This window comes from Streptomyces sp. NBC_01352 (genome assembly GCF_036237295.1).
Taxonomy (GTDB): Bacteria; Actinomycetota; Actinomycetes; order Streptomycetales; family Streptomycetaceae; genus Streptomyces; species Streptomyces plumbiresistens.
Map to the genome: position 1 here is coordinate 5,148,218 of NZ_CP108354.1, position 16,529 is coordinate 5,164,746.

16 protein-coding genes are annotated in these 16,529 nt (G+C 65.8%); 4 read left to right on the plus strand and 12 right to left on the minus strand.

From position 1 onward, the window contains the following. Positions 1-28 precede the first annotated feature (28 nt). From traB to OG252_RS23875, 8 genes are read right to left on the minus strand one after another with little or no spacing between them, the layout of a single operon-like run. Positions 29-2,035 carry a plasmid transfer protein TraB gene (traB, locus tag OG252_RS23840; protein ID WP_329345186.1) on the minus strand — a complete coding sequence of 669 codons (2,007 nt, stop codon included), beginning with the start codon at positions 2,033-2,035 and terminating at the stop codon, positions 29-31. A 58-nt stretch (positions 2,036-2,093) separates the two neighbouring features. Continuing rightward, positions 2,094-2,687, minus strand: coding sequence for a plasmid transfer protein TraA (traA, locus tag OG252_RS23845; protein WP_329338522.1), 594 nt, complete (start codon positions 2,685-2,687; stop codon positions 2,094-2,096). Between the two features lie 17 nt (positions 2,688-2,704). Further along, a complete protein-coding gene (locus tag OG252_RS23850) occupies positions 2,705-3,205 on the minus strand; it encodes a hypothetical protein (RefSeq protein ID WP_329338523.1) in 501 nt (166 codons plus the stop codon). A 50-nt stretch (positions 3,206-3,255) separates the two neighbouring features. Continuing rightward, positions 3,256-3,501, minus strand: a complete 246-nt coding sequence (locus OG252_RS23855) for a hypothetical protein (protein WP_329338525.1) — start codon at positions 3,499-3,501, stop codon at positions 3,256-3,258. 23 nt (positions 3,502-3,524) lie between these two features. Then, complete coding sequence (locus tag OG252_RS23860) at positions 3,525-3,905, minus strand: RRQRL motif-containing zinc-binding protein (RefSeq protein ID WP_329338527.1); 381 nt, start codon at positions 3,903-3,905, stop codon at positions 3,525-3,527. Beyond that, a complete protein-coding gene (locus OG252_RS23865) occupies positions 3,905-4,924 on the minus strand; it encodes a DUF2637 domain-containing protein (RefSeq protein ID WP_329338530.1) in 1,020 nt (339 codons plus the stop codon). The genes OG252_RS23860 and OG252_RS23865 overlap by 1 nt, the downstream gene beginning before the upstream one ends. Beyond that, the gene (locus tag OG252_RS23870; RefSeq protein WP_443068425.1) at positions 4,921-5,184 is read right to left on the minus strand and encodes a DUF6303 family protein; all 264 of its coding nucleotides are present in this window, start codon (positions 5,182-5,184) and stop codon (positions 4,921-4,923) included. Before OG252_RS23870 ends, OG252_RS23865 begins: the two co-directional genes overlap by 4 nt. 23 nt (positions 5,185-5,207) lie before the next feature. Further along, the gene (locus OG252_RS23875) at positions 5,208-5,471 is read right to left on the minus strand and encodes a DUF6284 family protein (protein WP_319291542.1); all 264 of its coding nucleotides are present in this window, start codon (positions 5,469-5,471) and stop codon (positions 5,208-5,210) included. Positions 5,472-6,081: 610 nt separating this feature from the next. Between OG252_RS23875 and OG252_RS23880 the strand changes: the two genes are divergently transcribed. Then, the gene (locus tag OG252_RS23880) at positions 6,082-6,888 is read left to right on the plus strand and encodes a GntR family transcriptional regulator (protein ID WP_329338537.1); all 807 of its coding nucleotides are present in this window, start codon (positions 6,082-6,084) and stop codon (positions 6,886-6,888) included. Further along, complete coding sequence (locus tag OG252_RS23885; protein ID WP_329338539.1) at positions 6,885-7,565, plus strand: YdcF family protein; 681 nt, start codon at positions 6,885-6,887, stop codon at positions 7,563-7,565. Before OG252_RS23880 ends, OG252_RS23885 begins: the two co-directional genes overlap by 4 nt. Positions 7,566-7,811: 246 nt before the next feature. Here OG252_RS23885 and OG252_RS23890 read toward each other — a convergent pair whose 3' ends face one another. From OG252_RS23890 to OG252_RS23905, 4 genes are all read right to left on the minus strand, one after another. After that, positions 7,812-8,870: an HNH endonuclease gene (locus tag OG252_RS23890; protein WP_329338541.1), complete on the minus strand. Its 1,059-nt coding sequence runs from the start codon at positions 8,868-8,870 to the stop codon at positions 7,812-7,814. Between the two features lie 105 nt (positions 8,871-8,975). After that, positions 8,976-10,484: a nucleotide-binding protein gene (locus OG252_RS23895; RefSeq protein WP_329338543.1), complete on the minus strand. Its 1,509-nt coding sequence runs from the start codon at positions 10,482-10,484 to the stop codon at positions 8,976-8,978. Positions 10,485-10,963: 479 nt separating this feature from the next. Beyond that, positions 10,964-11,992: a DUF2971 domain-containing protein gene (locus OG252_RS23900; protein WP_329338545.1), complete on the minus strand. Its 1,029-nt coding sequence runs from the start codon at positions 11,990-11,992 to the stop codon at positions 10,964-10,966. Between the two features lie 838 nt (positions 11,993-12,830). Next, complete coding sequence (locus OG252_RS23905) at positions 12,831-13,991, minus strand: hypothetical protein (protein WP_329338547.1); 1,161 nt, start codon at positions 13,989-13,991, stop codon at positions 12,831-12,833. Between the two features lie 702 nt (positions 13,992-14,693). Here OG252_RS23905 and OG252_RS23910 point away from each other — a divergent pair. Both OG252_RS23910 and OG252_RS23915 read left to right on the plus strand, forming a co-directional pair. Next, positions 14,694-15,467, plus strand: coding sequence for a hypothetical protein (locus OG252_RS23910; protein ID WP_266436108.1), 774 nt, complete (start codon positions 14,694-14,696; stop codon positions 15,465-15,467). 489 nt (positions 15,468-15,956) lie between these two features. Next, entirely contained in the window at positions 15,957-16,526 is a 570-nt protein-coding gene (locus OG252_RS23915; protein ID WP_329338550.1) for a DUF5994 family protein, read from the plus strand. Positions 16,527-16,529: the final 3 nt, after the last annotated feature.

Consider the following 16,529-nt stretch of genomic DNA (forward strand, 5'->3'; position numbering starts at 1 on the left):
TGTCAGGGCGCCGTGACGGTGTCAGGCGTCACGCGGGTGTCAGGGCGGGGACGATCCGCCACCGGCCGGTGGTGTTGGTGGGCTCCAACCGGCCCTCCTCGTACGCGTCCTTGAGCCGTGCGGAGACCCACGGGCGGGAGAGGCCGTGCCGGTCGCACCACTCCATGAAGTCCTTCGGACCGACGACCATGCGGCCCTCGTCCTCGAACTGGGTGAGCGCGTCGGCGAACAGCCGGCGGGCCTCGTCCGGGGACGGCTTGCGGCCGGTCTCCTGTCCGAACAGCGGGATATCGTCGCCCTCTTCGGGGTCGGGGAGTTCGGCGTCCGGGTCGATGTCGACGTCCTCCGGGTCGACCAACAGCCCGTACTCCATGTCGTCGTCCCCCTCGTCGGCAGCGGCGCCCGCCGTCGACTGGTCGTCGGTGTCGTTGCGGGTGGTGTAGGCGCGGCCGGCGACACCGGCCGCAGCGCGGTCGGTAACCGGGTCGGGGGTGGCGCCGTTGCGCTGTGCCCAGGTGGCGAGCAGCTCCATGACCGGCACCGCCCGATGACCGAACGCGCGGGTGCGGCCCGGGGAGGGGTAGCGGGACTCGTCGATACCAGGGCTGACGACGTAGCAGTAGCCAGGGCGCCGGTTGCCCCATGCCCCGGGGTGCGCGCCTGCGTCGATGACCGTGTCCGGCAGCGAGAACCCCTCGTCGCGCGGGTCGCAGCCGAGCGCGATCACGGACGGCAGCGAGGCACGCGTGCTGGTCGACATCTGGTCGTAGGAGGGACGCTGAAGCGACACGACCAGCGAGATGCCAGCGGAGCGGGCTTCCTGCGCGATGCCGGTGAACACGTCGTCCCCGAGGGCACGCAGCGTGTTGGCGGCTTCCTCCATCCATGCGACCAGGAACGGCATGCCCGCGCAGCCGCATGCCGTGCCGTCCTTGCGGCAGGAGTGCGCGGGGTCGTTCTGTGTCTGCACGCATTCCGGGGTCCACTGCCGGTAGCGGTGGGCACCGAGCCAGCCGGTGCGGGCGGGGATGGTGGCCTTGAGGGCTTCCACCATGACCTCGGTGGCCGTCCCGCCCTCAACGGCCCAGTCGATGCCGGGCAGCAGGGGCCGGAAGTCCTGGAAGGACTTCGGGTCGGAGAGCCACAGGATCACGTCGCGGCGGGAGAGGATCTCCGTTTGGACGTTCAGGGCGGTGTCGCCCTTGCCGGACCCGGTCCCGCCCGCGATCAGCACGTGGGTGCTGTTCCGCTTGGCTTCGGGGTCGCCCGGAAGCCAGAGCAGGAGCGGGGCGCCGTCGTCGTAGCGTCCGATGACCAGCGGTTCCGCGATCGAACCCCCCAGGTTCGAGGGGCCCTCCCACTCCACCAGTTCGGACAGCATGTCTTCGGGCACGATGACCAGTTCGCCACGCCGTGCCGATCCGGGGTCGGGCAGGTAGCGCACGGCCGACGTCGGCAGATCCAGGGCGGACGCGAGCCGGGACAGGCTCTTGGTGACGTCGTCGTTGGTCTGCTCGCCCGCCTCCAGACCGAGCGACGCGGTGACCCGGTTGGGTTCCACCTTCGCCGCACCGATCTGCGCCCGCGCCAGCCCGACCTTCGCCAGCAGGCCCTTGTCGGAGCCTTCGCCGGCGGGGTCGTCGTTGCGGCGAAGGACCATGCGCACGTTCCACGACAGGGCCAGCACCGGCCCGCCGATCAGATACATGTCGTCGATCGGACCGGCGGTCGGTCCGGCGAGGCACGCGGCGGTCAGCCACGCGGAACCCGCCGCAACCGTGATCGCGGAGTGTATGCGGCGCTGCTGGGTGGTGGATTTGCCCATCCACCAGGTCGCGCCGGTCAGCGCCACGGACGCGAGGGTGAGGCCGACGCCGGCGGCGGCGCTCTCACCCCACCGCCAGTTCCCCAGCGCCCCCGTGATGCCGACACCGGCGACGCCGATCCACGGGGGAAGGTGGGGCTTGGCCCGGTTGAGCAGGTAGGCGCCGACACCGCCCCCGCCGCCGTGCGTGTCGAGGGTGTAGCCGCTCATGCCGTCGTCGGGGTGGGTGGTCATGCGGTTGTGGTCACGGGCCATGGCCTGTGCCTCCTTACTGATCGGCCCAGTTGATGACCGGCGCCTGTGGTTTGCGGGCACGGTGACGAACCGCGTTGATCTCTTCCTGGAATTCCTGCTGGTAGACCGAGTAGCAGGCGGCGGCGTTCTTGGCCGCGTCCCGCAGGGCGTCGGCGGATTTCTGCATCTTGCGGGCGACCTTGCGGGCCCGGAGCTTGGAGCCGAACGCGCGGCCCTCCGGGTCCGGCACGGAGGACAACACGCTCTTGAAGATCTCAGCGCCCATGGCCACCTCGATCGACAGGGCCACGGCCGCAGCACGCAGGGTGTTGCAGTAGTTCCGTACCTGCGCGGGAGAGGTGAACTCCGGTGCCGGCAGCAGCGATTGGGACCCACGGCCACCGCCTGCGCGGGCGGCGCCCCGGTTGTTGTTGACGGTGACGTTGATGGGCGGGACGAACGAGCCGCCCATCGCACCGACGAACCCGCCCGCCGCCGCGCCGGCGTTGGCGAACTTGTTGGACTTGTTGGTGGTGCCATCGTTGGTGTTGACGCCCGGCCGGTTCGCGCTCTGTGCCTGCCGGTGCTGCCGGTTGGCGGCCCGGTTGGCCGATCCGTTGTCTGCCATGTGGCAATCCCTTCAGGTCAGCGGGTGCGGCGGACGATGAGCCAGCCGGTCTGAGCGGGCAGCAGCAGGAACAGCCACAGCAGCTCCAACGGACCGGCGAGCGGCCCGAACCCTGCGGCCAGCGCGGCCCACAGGCACGCGAGGGTGGCGAGCAGGGCCAGACCGGCGCGCCACGCGAGGGTGGAGCCGGTGGCGGGGCGGCGGCGCTGCATGAACGCCAGCCATCCGGCCGGCGCGGCCACCGCAGGGGCAAGCACGAGAGCCGACCACCAGGCCAGCACGTGAAGCAGCGCGGTCACCACGAACGCGACCAGGGCGATACCGGTGGGGGCAAGCGCGTGGCGGAAGCGCCACAGCAGACCGCCCGCCCATCCGGCCAACTCCCGTGCGATGGAGGGGCGTTCGGGCACGACGACCACGAACGGCTGAGCGGAACGGCGCCCGCGCTGACGCGGCAGACGCACGGTGTGCACGCCCGCCGCTGTCTTCACGCGGCGGGTACGGGTACGGCTGGACACAGCAGAACTCCCAGGTGAGAGACGAACGTTGGCGGGCGGTGGGGTGGTGGTCATGCGGTGGGGCGGGGAAGGGCGCGGCAGCGGGCGGCGTGCTCCTGCGCCCACTCCCGGACCGTGTCCCTGTAGCCGTACGCGGCCGAGCTGCTACCACAGGCGGTGCAACGGGCGTTGGCCTGGATGTCGTCGACGCTCACGTCGACCGTGACGTCCGCATCCCCCAGCAGCTCACCGGCCAGGGTGAGGAACCGCGCGCTCACACCTTCGGGCCATGCGGTCGGAGCCTTGAGAGGCACCATGGGTTTCTCCTCGGATGGAAGGGTCAGGCGGCGCACTGTTCTTCGGGGTAGGCGCAGGTCACACACACTCCGAGCGAGGTGGGGATGACGTATCCGGCGTCCGTACGGCACTGCGGACACGTCCGGCGGGCCCGGTTGGCGCACTCCAGCGCCCGCCACTTCGCCGGCGTCATCGGCCGGACCGGCTTCGCGCAGTCGAGGCGATAGAAGTAGGCAACCAGCGGGCCGCGCCGGAAGCGCGGGCGCAGCGCCTGAGCCGCCACGGACTGACCACCCGGGCGCAGACCACGCGCCCGTAACTGCCGGAGAGTGGCGTAGCCGTCCGGTACGCACCGCCACGGAAACGTGGGGATGCCGTAGCGGGCGCCGGCCGGATCGAAGCACTTCGCGTAGCCGAGCGACATCACGCCACCGCCTCAGCCGGTACTACCTCGCGGGCGGTGCCGAGGTGGCCGGCTTCGCGCAGTTCCTGGTAGCGGGTGGACACCCAGCCGACCGACCAGCCGCACAACTCGGCAGCGGCCCGCGTCGGCAGACCGGACTCGAACGCGGCCCGGACGATCGGGCGGGCCCGGTCCTCCGAAAGCTTCGCCGTAGCCGGTCCGCCGGCCAGCAGCGCGGCGCGTTCACGCTCGGCACGCGCCGCCCGCTCCACCTGCTCACGGCGCTCACGCTCAGCGTGCTGCTGCCGTGCCTGCTCGCGCCGGTCGGCTTCCGCCTGTTCACGGCGTTCACGCTCACGCCGCTGCTGTTCACGCTCGCGCTCAGCGCGTTCACGCTGCTCGCGCTCGGCCCGCTCCCGAACCTCCACGCGCTCGGCTTCCTCGCGCCGCGCCCGCTCATCCCGTTCAGCCTGTTCACGGATCAGGCGGGCTTCGTGCTCACGCTGTTCACGCGCCAACGCGGCGGTGTGCTCGCGCTGCTCACGGGCCAGCCGCACCGCAGCCTCGCGCCGTTCGGCCGCTGCCTGTTCCCGCGCCGCCCGCTCGGCCTGCTGCCGCTCTTCCAGGGCGGTGACGGCGGTAGCGATGGCGCGCCGGTAGGCGAGTCCGGTCTCTGCGGTGACGATCAGCAGGAGCGGTGCGACCGCGTGAACGGCCGCGCCGACCAGGTCTTTTCGCAGTGCGGAGTCTGCGATGTTCAGGGCGAGGGTCATGCAGCCGGTCATCCAGCGAAGGACGATCGGCCACTTCCCACCGTGGCCCCCCAGTGAGGCGAGCACGGCATCGAGGCGGACCACGATCACCACCGCCGCATCGACGACCAGCGGCAGGATCGGCGCCGTCCAGTCCCACTTGTCGGGGGTGTGCTCGGCAGCGAGCGGGGTGACGGTGAGGATCGAATACAGCATCGCGCCCGCCACGATCAGCCACGTGCCCACCGACAGCGCGCGCTCGGCTGAACGGATCTGAACGGCGTTCACGCGCCCACCCCCGACCATGAACGCACCCGGATGGCGGCGATCAGGCAGACCGGAGAGGCGGGGTCGTCGGGGGTCTCGCTGTCCTCGGTCCACGTCCACTCCGCACCCGGAACGGGTTCGAAGCCGAGCACGCTGAGCGCGTCCGTACGTTCCGTGAACGTCGGCACCGGCAGCGCCCGGCCGAAGCCGAACTCAGGCCACCGCTCGGTGGTGTTGAGCAGCACCACGTACAGGCGCCACCGGCCCCGGCTCACGGACATCTGAGCGGTGAACTCCCCCGCCATCAGGCCACGTCCGAGAACGCGGCGCCGTCCCGGTTGGCCAGCACGAGACGGGCGGCGAGCACCTTGCGGTGGGCCCGCCGCAGACGGCGGGTGTCCGTCTCCGTTGCCGGCCGGTCCAACAGGCTGATCTGCACGTCCAGCAGCTCAACTTCAGCCTGGATGAGCGGCATCTCAACCCAGATGGCGTCCAGTTCCCCGAACGTCGGCTCGCGGTCGAAGTCGTCGGTGGTAACGCCCGTCTGAACAGCACCGATGTGCTTCATGGGTCGTGTCTCCTCAGAGGTGGAACGGCCCGAAGCGGCTCCCGGGTGGCACCCCGGGAGCCGCACGCCGTTGTGGGTGAACAGCCGCGCGATGACGCGCGGCGCAGCCGCAGAACAGCGGCCGGAGTGCCCCGGGCGGGAGTTGATCCCGCGCCCTCGCGGCTGGATGCCGGGGCGGTAGATGTGGGAGTCCGAGAGCTTCACCGGCGCCGTTGCCACGGCCACCGGTCCCGAGCCTCGAAGTGTCGGGGCGCCCTATCGCACTGCTCGGCGCCAGCAGAACAGCCCATGACCACCGAGCCGCGCCGGTACGGGGCGGAATCGGCGAGCGGAGAGCCGTCGACAGTCATCACCCGGCTGTCACGGGGGCGGGATCGACTCCCGCCAATACAGATCACTCTGTTCAGTTCTCAAGGAACGACCAGGTCAGGGCCCCACATGAAGGCGAGCTATCCCGAACCGGCACGGCGTTGAAGCAGCCCAAAGAAGGGCCCCTCGACTCGCTGTCCTAGGACTGCGAGTCGCCTGAGATGACTATGCATCGCAGTCCCAGGACTGTCAACAGTCCTGGGACTGTGCTTCACTGGGGGGCGTCGAGAGGAGTCACTGAATGGCCCCGAAGTGGCGCGAGCTGGCAGACCGGATCGCGGAGCAGATCAGGAACGGCGAGATCCAACCCGGCGAGGCATTGCCGCAGATCAGAGACCAGGTCGAGGCCGGGGAAGGCTCCAAGTCCACCGTGCATCAGGCGTACAAGGCGCTTGAGGTGGAAGGCCTTGTGACCTCATCGCGCGGGCACGGCACCGTGGTGCGCTCGCGTACCCGACTCAAGCGGCTCGGTATCGCGCGGTACGACAAGGTGAAGTGGCGCGACGGGGACGAAGTCGCGTTCATCGCGGACCGTGTGGCGTCGGGGCGCGCCTACAAGCGCAATGAGCAGACGCAGTCCGTGAGCCGCGTCCAGGCGAGCGGCCTAGTGGCTGAGGGGCTCGGCGTCCCCCTCGGCTCCGACGTGTACGCGCGCGCCCGACTGGTGAAGGAGGGAACGCAGCCAACGCACACTCTGACCAGCTACTACCGTCCGGAACACGTCGAAGGGACACGCATCGTCGACCCGACCCCGGGGCCCGCCGGCCGTGGCGGCGGATACCGGGTGCTGTACGACGCCGGATACGAGATCGACCACATGAAGGAGGCCCTGCACGCTCGCATCCCGACCGCAGACGAGACGAAGCTTCTACAGCTCCCAGTGGGGGAACCCGTGGTCGAACTTCACCGGACCACGTACACGGCGGATGGCACGGTGGTTGAGTTCGCGGTCGGTGTTCACGCGGCCTCACGCTTCGCGTGGGAATACGAGTTCAAGGTGCCCGACTCCGCCAACGACAACGGTAGTGACGAGGAAGGATCAGCGTGATCTCCGTACAAGACTGGCGGGACACCCAACTCCTGTGGGACTACCAGCAGATGGGACACGAACCGCGCCCCTGCTCGGTCGGCATCGGTCTCGGTAGTCATGACCTGGGAGTTGCTGACGCCACCGTCGACCTGTACCGGCGCGGCATGATGCCCCTGATCGTCTTCACCGGAGCGACCAGCCGGACCACCGAGGGTCGCATGCCGCGCGGCGAAGCCGAGCACTACCGTGATCGCGCCCTTGAGCTGGGTGTACCGGCGGACGCGATCCTTGTCGAGCCGCACGCTCGCAACACTGGTCAGAACATCACGCTGTCTCGCGCACTCCTCGAAGAGCGCGGGATCGGCGTCTCGTCTGTGCTGCTCGTCAGCAAGCCGTACGAGGAGCGTCGGGCGTACGCCACTGCCCGGAAGCTCTGGCCGGAAGTCGAGTTCGTCAGCGCGTCAACTCCCATGACGCTCCAGGACTACGTCGACTCCATCCAGGATGCGCGCCTTGTCATCGACATGCTTGTCGGGTCGCTGCAACGGCTACTGATCTACCCCACGCAGGGGTTCATGATCGAGCTGGACGTGCCGGCGGACGTCGTTGGCGCGTACGAGCGTCTCGCGTCACGTGGCTTTACGAGTCGACTCGTGGCCGGGGTCGGCTCCAGGCCGGGTGGGGGCGTCCGGTGATACGCGGCGCGGCTCTGACCGTGGTCTCAATTGCGGTCTCAGATGCCGCTCAATCCGGGGGCGTTCGCGATTGTCCGCCAACGTCCGGCAAGCGCTCCGACCAGCAGCGCAAGCCGGTTCGCGGACGTCCATGGACGCCCCCGGACCAAGATCGGACAACTCGTAATGCGTAGGTATCGAGATCGAATCCCACCGCACATTTGAAAGGGGCCGTCGGTTCAGGGAACGTCGGCGGCCGGAGAGGCTCTACGCGAGATTGGAGGGCTCCTCGGCAGCGGATACGTTCCGTTGCTGAGGTGGGATGCGGTTCTGGCCTGCCCGGCGGGTCTCGATGAGTGCGCGGAGTTCTTTCGGTGTCGGCCAAGGTGCGCGGCGGTGGATTACGCGGTGGCAGTTGGCGCAGATGAGTGCGAGGTCGCTGAGTTTGGTGCGGCTCTCGCCGGCCTCGTGCAGCGGGACGACGTGGTGGCACTCGATGTAGCCGTCTCCCCGCTCGCCGTAGACCTCCTCGAAGTCGAACCCGCATGCCTCGCAGCTCAGCCGTCCGCCTTGTCGGAGGACTGCAGCGATCTTCTTCTTACGCAGGGCCTTGTTCCGCTCCCGGCTCCTGTGCCGGCGCATCAGCAGTCGCCCTTCGGGCGCGCTGTAGTCGTCCAGCTCGTCCTCCTCGTCTGGCGAAAGGTTCTGGAGATCGCCGGTGGTGATGCCCTGCCGGATGAGCTGAGCCACCGCGGTCATCTCTGCTGGCTTGGCAAGGAAGTCGTTCAGTACCTCAAGGTCGAGGGCGCCGCCGTTGGTGGGCTTGCCCTGGTAGTCCGGATGCCGTGTGGCGATGTCGAAGGTCTTGCGGGCCACGCCGTTGGGGTTCCGGAACTTCTCGTTGCGGTCGGCCGCGGCGTGAATCGGCATCAGTTGCAGGAGGCTGGACAGCTCGATGACACGCTGGTCGTTCGCATCGAGTCCCTTCCATCTGTTAGCCAGTACGAGTTGGCAGGCGAGGATGATCTCGTCAGGTGCCCAGTCGGGGTTCTTGACAGCTTTGACCTTGAAACCGATTCGCCTGAGCCAGGCCGCTGCATGGTCCTTGCCGCCACTGAACTCCGCTGGCAGTAGTGCACGGCCGTGGTCCCACTGGTGTGCCACCCCGGCGATGGCCTTGGAGTCGTACCAACCGCCTTCGTGTACGAGGACGTAGGAGAGGGACTCCTTGAAGCCGTACTTCTCCAAGAACTCCGTCCGGCCCAACTGGTCGTACTCGGCGATGGCCTTGAGTACGGCATCCCGTGTGATCGCACCTATGCGCATGGCTGAAGGTTACGTTCAGGCGCTGACAGCAGGGGCCTTCTCTGCCCACCCGGGTTTCAGCCGGTCAGAGGGCCCGCAAGTCCGGCACTTCGTTTGAGTTGTCAGTCACCATCGAAGCCAGCCAGGGGTTAACGCACCCTCTATCTCAAAGCTGCCGACGTTAATCCAGTCCCGCCCGCTGTCGTCGACCGAAAGGTCAGCGCTCCGCAAGGCGTCACGTAGGTCCAAGCGTGCCTGCTGGCTTCCATCGAATCGGATGACATGTCTCCCGGATACGTCTGAAAAAGGTCGGACCGTTCCAACCTCAACGATGATCGTGCGATCACGGTCGAGGGCATCAGCAATTCCAGCCTCGTAGTAGACGTTTGGGCGAGCTTGGTAATCTGCGCTCGTTCTAACTGAACCAGACAATTCGGGGTGTAGATCTACAAATTCATCTGGCGTCAGCAGTATTACCGCAGCGTTGGACATTTCCATCCCAGCCATAACTATGTCACCGACATAGGGCGTTCCTTGCTTGAGGCTCGCCTTTGCCTGAGACCATTCGATCGGCTGGAGGCTGAGAGCTCGGAGGAAAGCCCGCATATCACCGGCAATCTCTTCGTTCCGCCCGTGGACCAGAAACACTTTTCTGTGGCTCTCGTGGCCCGCGCGATGGGCTTCATTTACTTCAGGCATTGCACTACTCCCCTGCCTCGGGTTCATTCCCCTAGACAACAGCTCTTTTTCTACCCATGAAGTTGAGTGGGTTCTTATCGCTTCAGTGACTGAGATATTCAACTCCGCGCGAGCCATTTCGCGGGCCTCGGTCGCCTGCTGAGATTCATTCCACTCCTCCCAACGCGCTAGCTCGATGCGCTTCAACGCCGTGTAAATTTCTGCTATGTGGATCCGTTCTCGCTGAAGATGTTCAAGGCCTGAGTGGTATTCTCGGTCGGCTTGGTCGTAGGGATTTTCAACCGTCTTGAAGAATGTGAATCTTCCGAGCCATTTCCTCTCGCTGATTGGTGGGATGCTTCCAAGGTGCCTTCGCGCTTTGGCCTCCTCCTTCTCCACCCTAAACGCTTTCAGTTTCCGCTCCTCGTGCTCATTTCGTTTGAGTTGCTCGGCCGCAGCCTCTTCCAGCTTCGCATAGTCTGGAGAATGGCTCCGAAGGAAATCGGAGAAGGCGTCGTCGACTTGTTCAAGCACGGGCCCGTAGTTTGCAATGTGCTGCGATACTCGGGGCAGGAGGAATCCATGCGAATCGAGAACACTGCCTCGCAGTTCAGATATCGTCTCGCCCGCCGTCTCGTTTCGCAATTGGGCAAGGTTGCGAATCTCCGCGCTCAGGTTTCCCTCATGCGTTACCTGCATGAAAATATTCTCGAACATCGACAGCCGCTCCTCTTGTAGGTGGAGGAGGTTTCTATCAACGTTAGCGGTGCCCCGACGCGCCCGCGAGCTCAGTTCGTAAGAGCTCGTAACGCGGTCCTGATCGGTGTTTTTTGGAGGCGTCTCCGGCAGATGAAGCTGCGGACACAGTTGGTCGTCCACCGTGCGCCGCCCGGCGACATCTACGGCCAGGGCGATAGCAGCGGCTGCACCGATCAGCGCCCACAAGTCGTCGTCCACGACCCACGGTTGAGTGCTTAGTGCTCACACCTCATGAACGGCCGAATCGTCACGTTGATCGTGCCCGACCAACCCCTCAACAAGATGTTACGAACTCGTAGCGCCCTGGCATACGCGGTGCTCGGCGCGTCTCTGGACGAGGTGTGGACGGCTGGAGGCTAGTCCGACGCGGACACCCATATTTTCGCAGGTCAACGGTACTTCTGACGCACGATCTTGAGGGGACTGTAAATCTGCTGGCTGTCTCTGCCATGACTCCCGTGCGGACGGCTGAGCCGTACCCGGAACTCCGCCACCGTTACCCGCTGTACGCACACCGTGAACCGCTACGGACGCCCCCGTACGGCCATGCGGACAGCGGGGAAGCAGTCGCCGACCCTCACCCCGCAGCCTCGCAACAGGGCGGTCAATGCATCGGCCAACGATCAGTGCACCCACATGGCGGACTCGGTTGACCAGCTCCCCTACGGAACTGGCCCCTACAACCGCAGCGACGTCTCGGACAGCACGACGCGTACGTGTTTCATGCCGTACCGATCAAGAAGCTGATGAGTGCCGTTGACCCGCTCTGCCGAGTGAGGCCCTGGGCCAACGATCAGCTCGCCCACGTCTTCAGGGGAGAAGTCCACCGACACAAAGGGTGTAACCCCAACTGGGCCAACTCTGAATTTCGTCAGTTCGTCAATGCAGTCACGCGCTACCATCACGCGCCATTCACGTTCTTCCCGGAATGCGTCATTCTTGATCAACGTCAGCGGCCTCAGATAGTCCGCCATTAGCGTCATCCCCGACTTGAGATATTCCGGAAAGAGTTCCGAAGCGCTGGTCAGACTTTCATCGAAGCCGTAGCGGACATTTTCAAATACCGCCACCGGAAATCCTTTGGCTCGCTTTTCCAGTACGTCAGAACGAAAGCCGATTGCGTAACCGCCCACGCCGCCATATCCACGCCACTGGCTAAGAAGATCACCATTTTCACAGAAGCAGGAGACGTAGACGTGTAGCGGCGATGACCTTGATGGCCCGCACATCTGCTCAAGCTCCTGAATGAGGGTAGAAAGTGATTTAATAGCCCCCAAGGAACCCTGCTTTGTCAAGTGACGACCCCAAATCGCGCGGCGTCTTTGCCGCTCGCTGAGCTCTGCAGTGATCTGCGGCGTCCGCTGTAGATTCCGAGCCGTCATATGACTATTGAGTGCGATTGCTTCTCGTTCTTGACGCAAGGCGTGTAGCAAATTATCGCCTGCATAGGTCAGCTCACGGGAATCATTCAGGAAGGTAACGTCGCCTGCATGAAGGGAGCAAGTTGAGATAATCCCTAGCAGACCCGCCGCTGACGTGTAGTGATAAACCTTATCGGGCGCCACTCTTGGCCGACTGTACTCTAGATGAGGCCAACCCTCCCAATCGGGAGGCAGGCGTTCCCATTTATAGATGAAATTCTCATCCGAGTAGAAGGATTTCAAGTCGAGCCAATCGGGATAGATTTCGGGAGGTATATCGTTCATTTTCACTACCCGACTAATTGCTGCCCTGGATGCCTCGCCACGCTACGACACGCCTAATCCATGCCCAAGACCATTCTCTCGTGCAGTCGGTATAGGTGCCACTCGACCGATACAAGCTCATGCTTTCAAGAAGCCGAGGGCGGCGTACTCTCGCGCCTACCGCTGTCCTCACTGGTGTCAACGCCACCGTGTAGATCGCGCCAGCCGAGGGCACTGGCCGGCCGCTGCGCAGTTCTTGTACGCCTCGATTCCGCCAGGGTCACGCCCCCGTACGAGCCCAGGGCGGCCGGCCTCGGCACTGGGCCGCTCCTTGTCCTGGTCTTTGTCCAGTGCACCGAAGGATGCCGCTGTTCGCTGCCGTACGCGCACACCGTCTGATCTGCCCCCTGAACCCACACGGACGCCCCCGTACGGTCACGCGGACAGTTGGAAAGCGTGTTGGGGGCAACGCAGGTTGGTGCACACAGACCGCACAAGCAGCGAACCCACAACGCAGCCTCACCGTGCCTCCATGGAGAAATCCTGGAGACGATCTTGAGATAGCGACCCCGGAGCACCACCGGAGACCGATACACCCCGACGCCCTGACCTGCATCTTTAGCGTGATCCCCAGGTCGGCGATCTTCCAGGGCCTAATTCGGGACGAAGAGGTCGTGGGTTCAAATCCCGCCACCCCGACAGTGAAGTACCAGGTCAGGGGCCTGATCCACTTGGTGGATCAGGCCCCTGAGTGGTTTCTGGAGAGCTCCGGGGAGTCGTGGCGTTTCGCGCCCGCCACGTCCACTTGTGACAGCGCGCGGATCACAGGCGTCCCCCGGGGCTTACTGAGCGGAGGGTGTCACTGTGCCGCCGCCTCGGGTTCGTCCGCTGCTGACGGGTGGATGTATCGGCCGTCGTGGAATGGGGTGAACCATGAGCTGAAGGGCGTGGGTGCGACTCCGAGGGCGGTGCTTGTGGGGGGATCGTCGGTTTCGTCTGTCGAGTCGTCGTAGAGCCACTCGTGGTCCATGTCGTCGTAGACGTTGTCGGTGAAGGCGTCGAGGGCGGTGGAGACGTCTTCGTCCAGGAGTTCGTGGAGTTCCAGGGTCGTGGTCGCCTGGCTCAGGAGGAATCTGAGGGCGAGTTCTTCGGCGACGCAGCTGAGGCGTTGGAAGCTTCCGTCGGTGAAGCGGGTGGTCAGGGCGATCACGGTTACCAGGAAGCGGCGGGCGAAGTGGGCGTCGTACTGGAGCGCGTAGCGGTCGGGGAGGCGTTCCAGGTGCCACAAGGGGCCCTCGCATTCGGCGACGGTTGCCTCTTCCTGTGTCAGGACCTGTACGTCTTCGAAGAGTTCGGTCACCAGGAGGTCGGTCGCGTAGACCAGGGCGCCTGCGGCGAGTCTGGCGCTTGCCGGTGGGACGGTGGATTCGCCGGCCAGTGCGGGTGTGTCGGCTTCCCGCTCGGCGTTCTCGTCCTTGAGCACTCCGAACATGGTCAGGGGGAACGAGCGCAGTTCGTCCGCCAAGCCCAGCATCTGGCTTCGCACGGTGGCGGCTTTGGTCGGTTCCGCGTCGTAGGTCTGGCCGGTGCTGTCTTCGGTAGTTGGGTTCTCGGTGTGGCGGGCCTTGCGGGCGGCCGGGTCCGCGGGCGGGGCGTGGGGGCCTTCCGCCGCGTCGAGGCTCTTCTTGGCCAGGTCCTGGTGCAGCTCGACCTCGCACCGCTCGATCGTCCAGTCGGCCAACAGCTCGGAGCGTTCCAGTAGTTCGTCCACGAGTGCCTGCACCGAGTCCTCGGCGAACTCCAGTGCCGGTGCGTCCACGATGACCTTCAGAAGGGCGCCGCCGGGATGAACGGACACGATGGTGTCGAGCAGATCTACTTGCACTCCGTCGGGGCCCTCGACGGCCCTGACGGAGTCGAATCCGTCCTCGATGAGTGCCACGGCGCCGGCGCGCTGAAGCGGGTCCATCTCCGGAGTGTCCTCCGGGATGCTGGTGTCCACGGTCACTACGTACGTCACGGGTCCGAGCCTGGCAGGAAGATGCGCCTCGCGCGACGGAATGACCACCTCCGTTCAGCGGACTTGGCCGGTGCGACCTGCGTTGACGGCGAGAGCACCCCGCTCCGTCCCCGTCGGTGGGCGTTGCGAGGCGGCAACGCTGGTGCAGCGTTCAAGTTTTCCGGCGTGCGGCTCCCGGTGATCCGCTCTACGTTGAGAAAGGCCGGTGTCTTCGCTGGAGAGCGGGATGTGGGCGGGATGACCACTGGGAAAGCTTTCAACGTCGGAGAAGGCGCGAGAAGGCCCAGAGGGAAAGCGGTCCTTCTTATTCTCTTGTGGGTTGCTTCGCGCATGCTTCCGCGTCTGCCGACGCCGGGCCGGTCGCATCACGATGACGGTGAGTTTGACGGTGACGGTGACGGGGCGGGGCAGCGGGGGCAGAGGTCGGGGCTCCGTGAGCGGGGCAGGGTGCTGTTCAGAGAGCACAGAACTGCCTGGCGTGAGCGCGCCGGCGCTCGGATCCTTTTTCTGAGGCAACAAGCGAGCATTGAGGCATGTCGAGCGGGGAGGGACTCCGCCGATGAATGCCGGCGCGAGAAGACACTGGACGGGATCAGGCAGCATCTGGAAGAGGCAGCCCGTGGTACCTATCACCGGCGCCGTCTCTTCTCTGGAGCGGCTGCTCTTGAACGGACCTGGGCCAATGTGCGTGCAGCCGATGTCATGCTGCTCTCGCTGTGCTCGGACGAAGATCTGATGGGCCGAAGTATCGACGTCCTCAGGAAGACCGAACAACATCTCGACAAGGACGACCCACTTCGCGTGAAGGTCGAGGAGGTCGCGGAGCGCATAGGGGAACGAGGGGTTCAGCCAGGTGACCGCATCCTCTTGATGGATGCCCTGGATACGGCTTACGACGCGCTGGATGCTGAATACAGTCGAGTGCGCAGCCTCAGTGGGATATTACGGATTGCGACCTTCTTCGTGCTGCTGGGTGCCGGTGGGCTCGCCGTTTGGGGGTGGTTCTGCCCCGACTCGCTCAACATGTGCTTCCTGCCCGAGGGGAAGAAATTCGCCGCGTGCCCTTCCGGGGAAGTCCACCTGAAGGACGGAAATGTCGCGAGTGACTACGCGCAGAGAGTCGACGTGCTTGTCATCGAGGCGGCGGGCCTCGCTGGGGCCGCTCTGACGGTCATCGCGTCGCTGCGCTCGATCCAAGGAACGAGCTCTCCCTACATGCTGCCCCTCTCGGCGGCCTTGCTGAAATTTCCCACCGGCGCTCTGACAGCGTTTGTGGGAGTGCTGCTCATTCGGGGTGCGTTCATCCCCGGACTGAGCGATTTGGATTCCAGTGCGCAAATCATCGCCTGGGCCGTCATATTCGGTGCCGCCCAGCACCTGGTGACGCGGTTTGTCGACGAACGGGCCCGTGTGACGCTTTCGGATGTCGGACGCCCGCCCAGCGAATCGGAATCAAACCTTCCGAAGAAGGGGTAGCGTTTCCTCGGGCGGGGCGCGTGTCCGGGCGCATGGCCGACGTGCTGCGGTCGCTGCGGCCGGGACGGTGATTCGGGGCAGGCGTGTGCGCGGGCGCTGCGGGCCGAGGGCGGCGCGCTGTCGCTGCTCATCGGTGACCGGCGGACGGCAGGCCGGTGTGGTGTCATCCCGAGTTGAGCGCACGGTTCGAGGAACTCCCGTTCCAACCACGCCCTGTTCTGAACAGATCAAGGGTGTGCCGGCGGAGCGCTGAGACACCTGCGTCGACGAGGCCTTTGCCGCGTTCCGGTCGTACGCGCACGCCCGTACGACACCGCACGGGGAGCAGTGCGGCTGAGCGTCCTGGAGCGGTTCCTTCCGCCTGTTCGGGGAGTAGCGTGAACCCATCGGGAGCATTTCGCGCACCGGCCCCGATGCCGGTGTCGTTCCCGGTGAGCAACGGCGCCGGGCAACTGCCCACCCGCAAGGGCCCGGAGACAGGTTCGCGCGATGTCCGCGACCACCCCCCGTCCCCCGCTGCGGTCCGTGCCCTTCAGGGAGCCGACCGCGCGTCTCGCGCTGAAAGCCGTGAACCCTTCCGGAGTGCCTGCCGAGCTGGACGGCGCCTGGTGGCCTCGTTCACGTGACCTGACGAGCGAACTCTCCACTCTGGCGGACGTGCTGGATCCGCTCTGGGGACGGATCACGCGGATCGCCGTCAACCCGAGGTACTGGCCGATCATCCCGCCCAAGGTCTTCGTCAACGGCCATGTGGTGAAGGTCGGTTGGTTCACCTCGGAGCTGGATCCGCACAAGATCCTGCTGCTGTCCTACACCGCGGGCCGCTGGGACCTCCTGGTGATCCCCCCGGAGACCGCCGCCCCCGCGGCCGCCCGGCTGATGGCCGCCGCGAGCGGGACCACCGACCCGGCGATGACCGCGAGCGCGCTCATGGCTGCGGAGCCGGCCGACGAGACCTGCCCGAGGGACGAGACGTACGAGACGTACGGGACATACGGCGCGTACCAGGCGTACGGGGCCATGAGGCTTACGGGGCCACCGGCCGGCCGCCTCGGCTGATCA

Excerpts from the sequence above, each read along its gene's own strand:
- traB (WP_329345186.1), bottom strand. The coding sequence starts at position 2,035 with ATGAGCGGCTACACCCTCGACACGCACGGCGGCGGGGGCGGTGTCGGC.
- traA (WP_329338522.1), bottom strand. The coding sequence starts at position 2,687 with ATGGCAGACAACGGATCGGCCAACCGGGCCGCCAACCGGCAGCACCGG.
- OG252_RS23855 (WP_329338525.1), bottom strand. The coding sequence starts at position 3,501 with ATGGTGCCTCTCAAGGCTCCGACCGCATGGCCCGAAGGTGTGAGCGCG.
- OG252_RS23860 (WP_329338527.1), bottom strand. The coding sequence starts at position 3,905 with ATGTCGCTCGGCTACGCGAAGTGCTTCGATCCGGCCGGCGCCCGCTAC.
- OG252_RS23870 (WP_443068425.1), bottom strand. The coding sequence starts at position 5,184 with ATGTCCGTGAGCCGGGGCCGGTGGCGCCTGTACGTGGTGCTGCTCAAC.
- OG252_RS23875 (WP_319291542.1), bottom strand. The coding sequence starts at position 5,471 with ATGAAGCACATCGGTGCTGTTCAGACGGGCGTTACCACCGACGACTTC.
- OG252_RS23880 (WP_329338537.1), top strand. The coding sequence starts at position 6,082 with ATGGCCCCGAAGTGGCGCGAGCTGGCAGACCGGATCGCGGAGCAGATC.
- OG252_RS23890 (WP_329338541.1), bottom strand. The coding sequence starts at position 8,870 with ATGCGCATAGGTGCGATCACACGGGATGCCGTACTCAAGGCCATCGCC.
- OG252_RS23900 (WP_329338545.1), bottom strand. The coding sequence starts at position 11,992 with ATGAACGATATACCTCCCGAAATCTATCCCGATTGGCTCGACTTGAAA.
- OG252_RS23910 (WP_266436108.1), top strand. The coding sequence starts at position 14,694 with ATGCTGCTCTCGCTGTGCTCGGACGAAGATCTGATGGGCCGAAGTATC.
- OG252_RS23915 (WP_329338550.1), top strand. The coding sequence starts at position 15,957 with ATGTCCGCGACCACCCCCCGTCCCCCGCTGCGGTCCGTGCCCTTCAGG.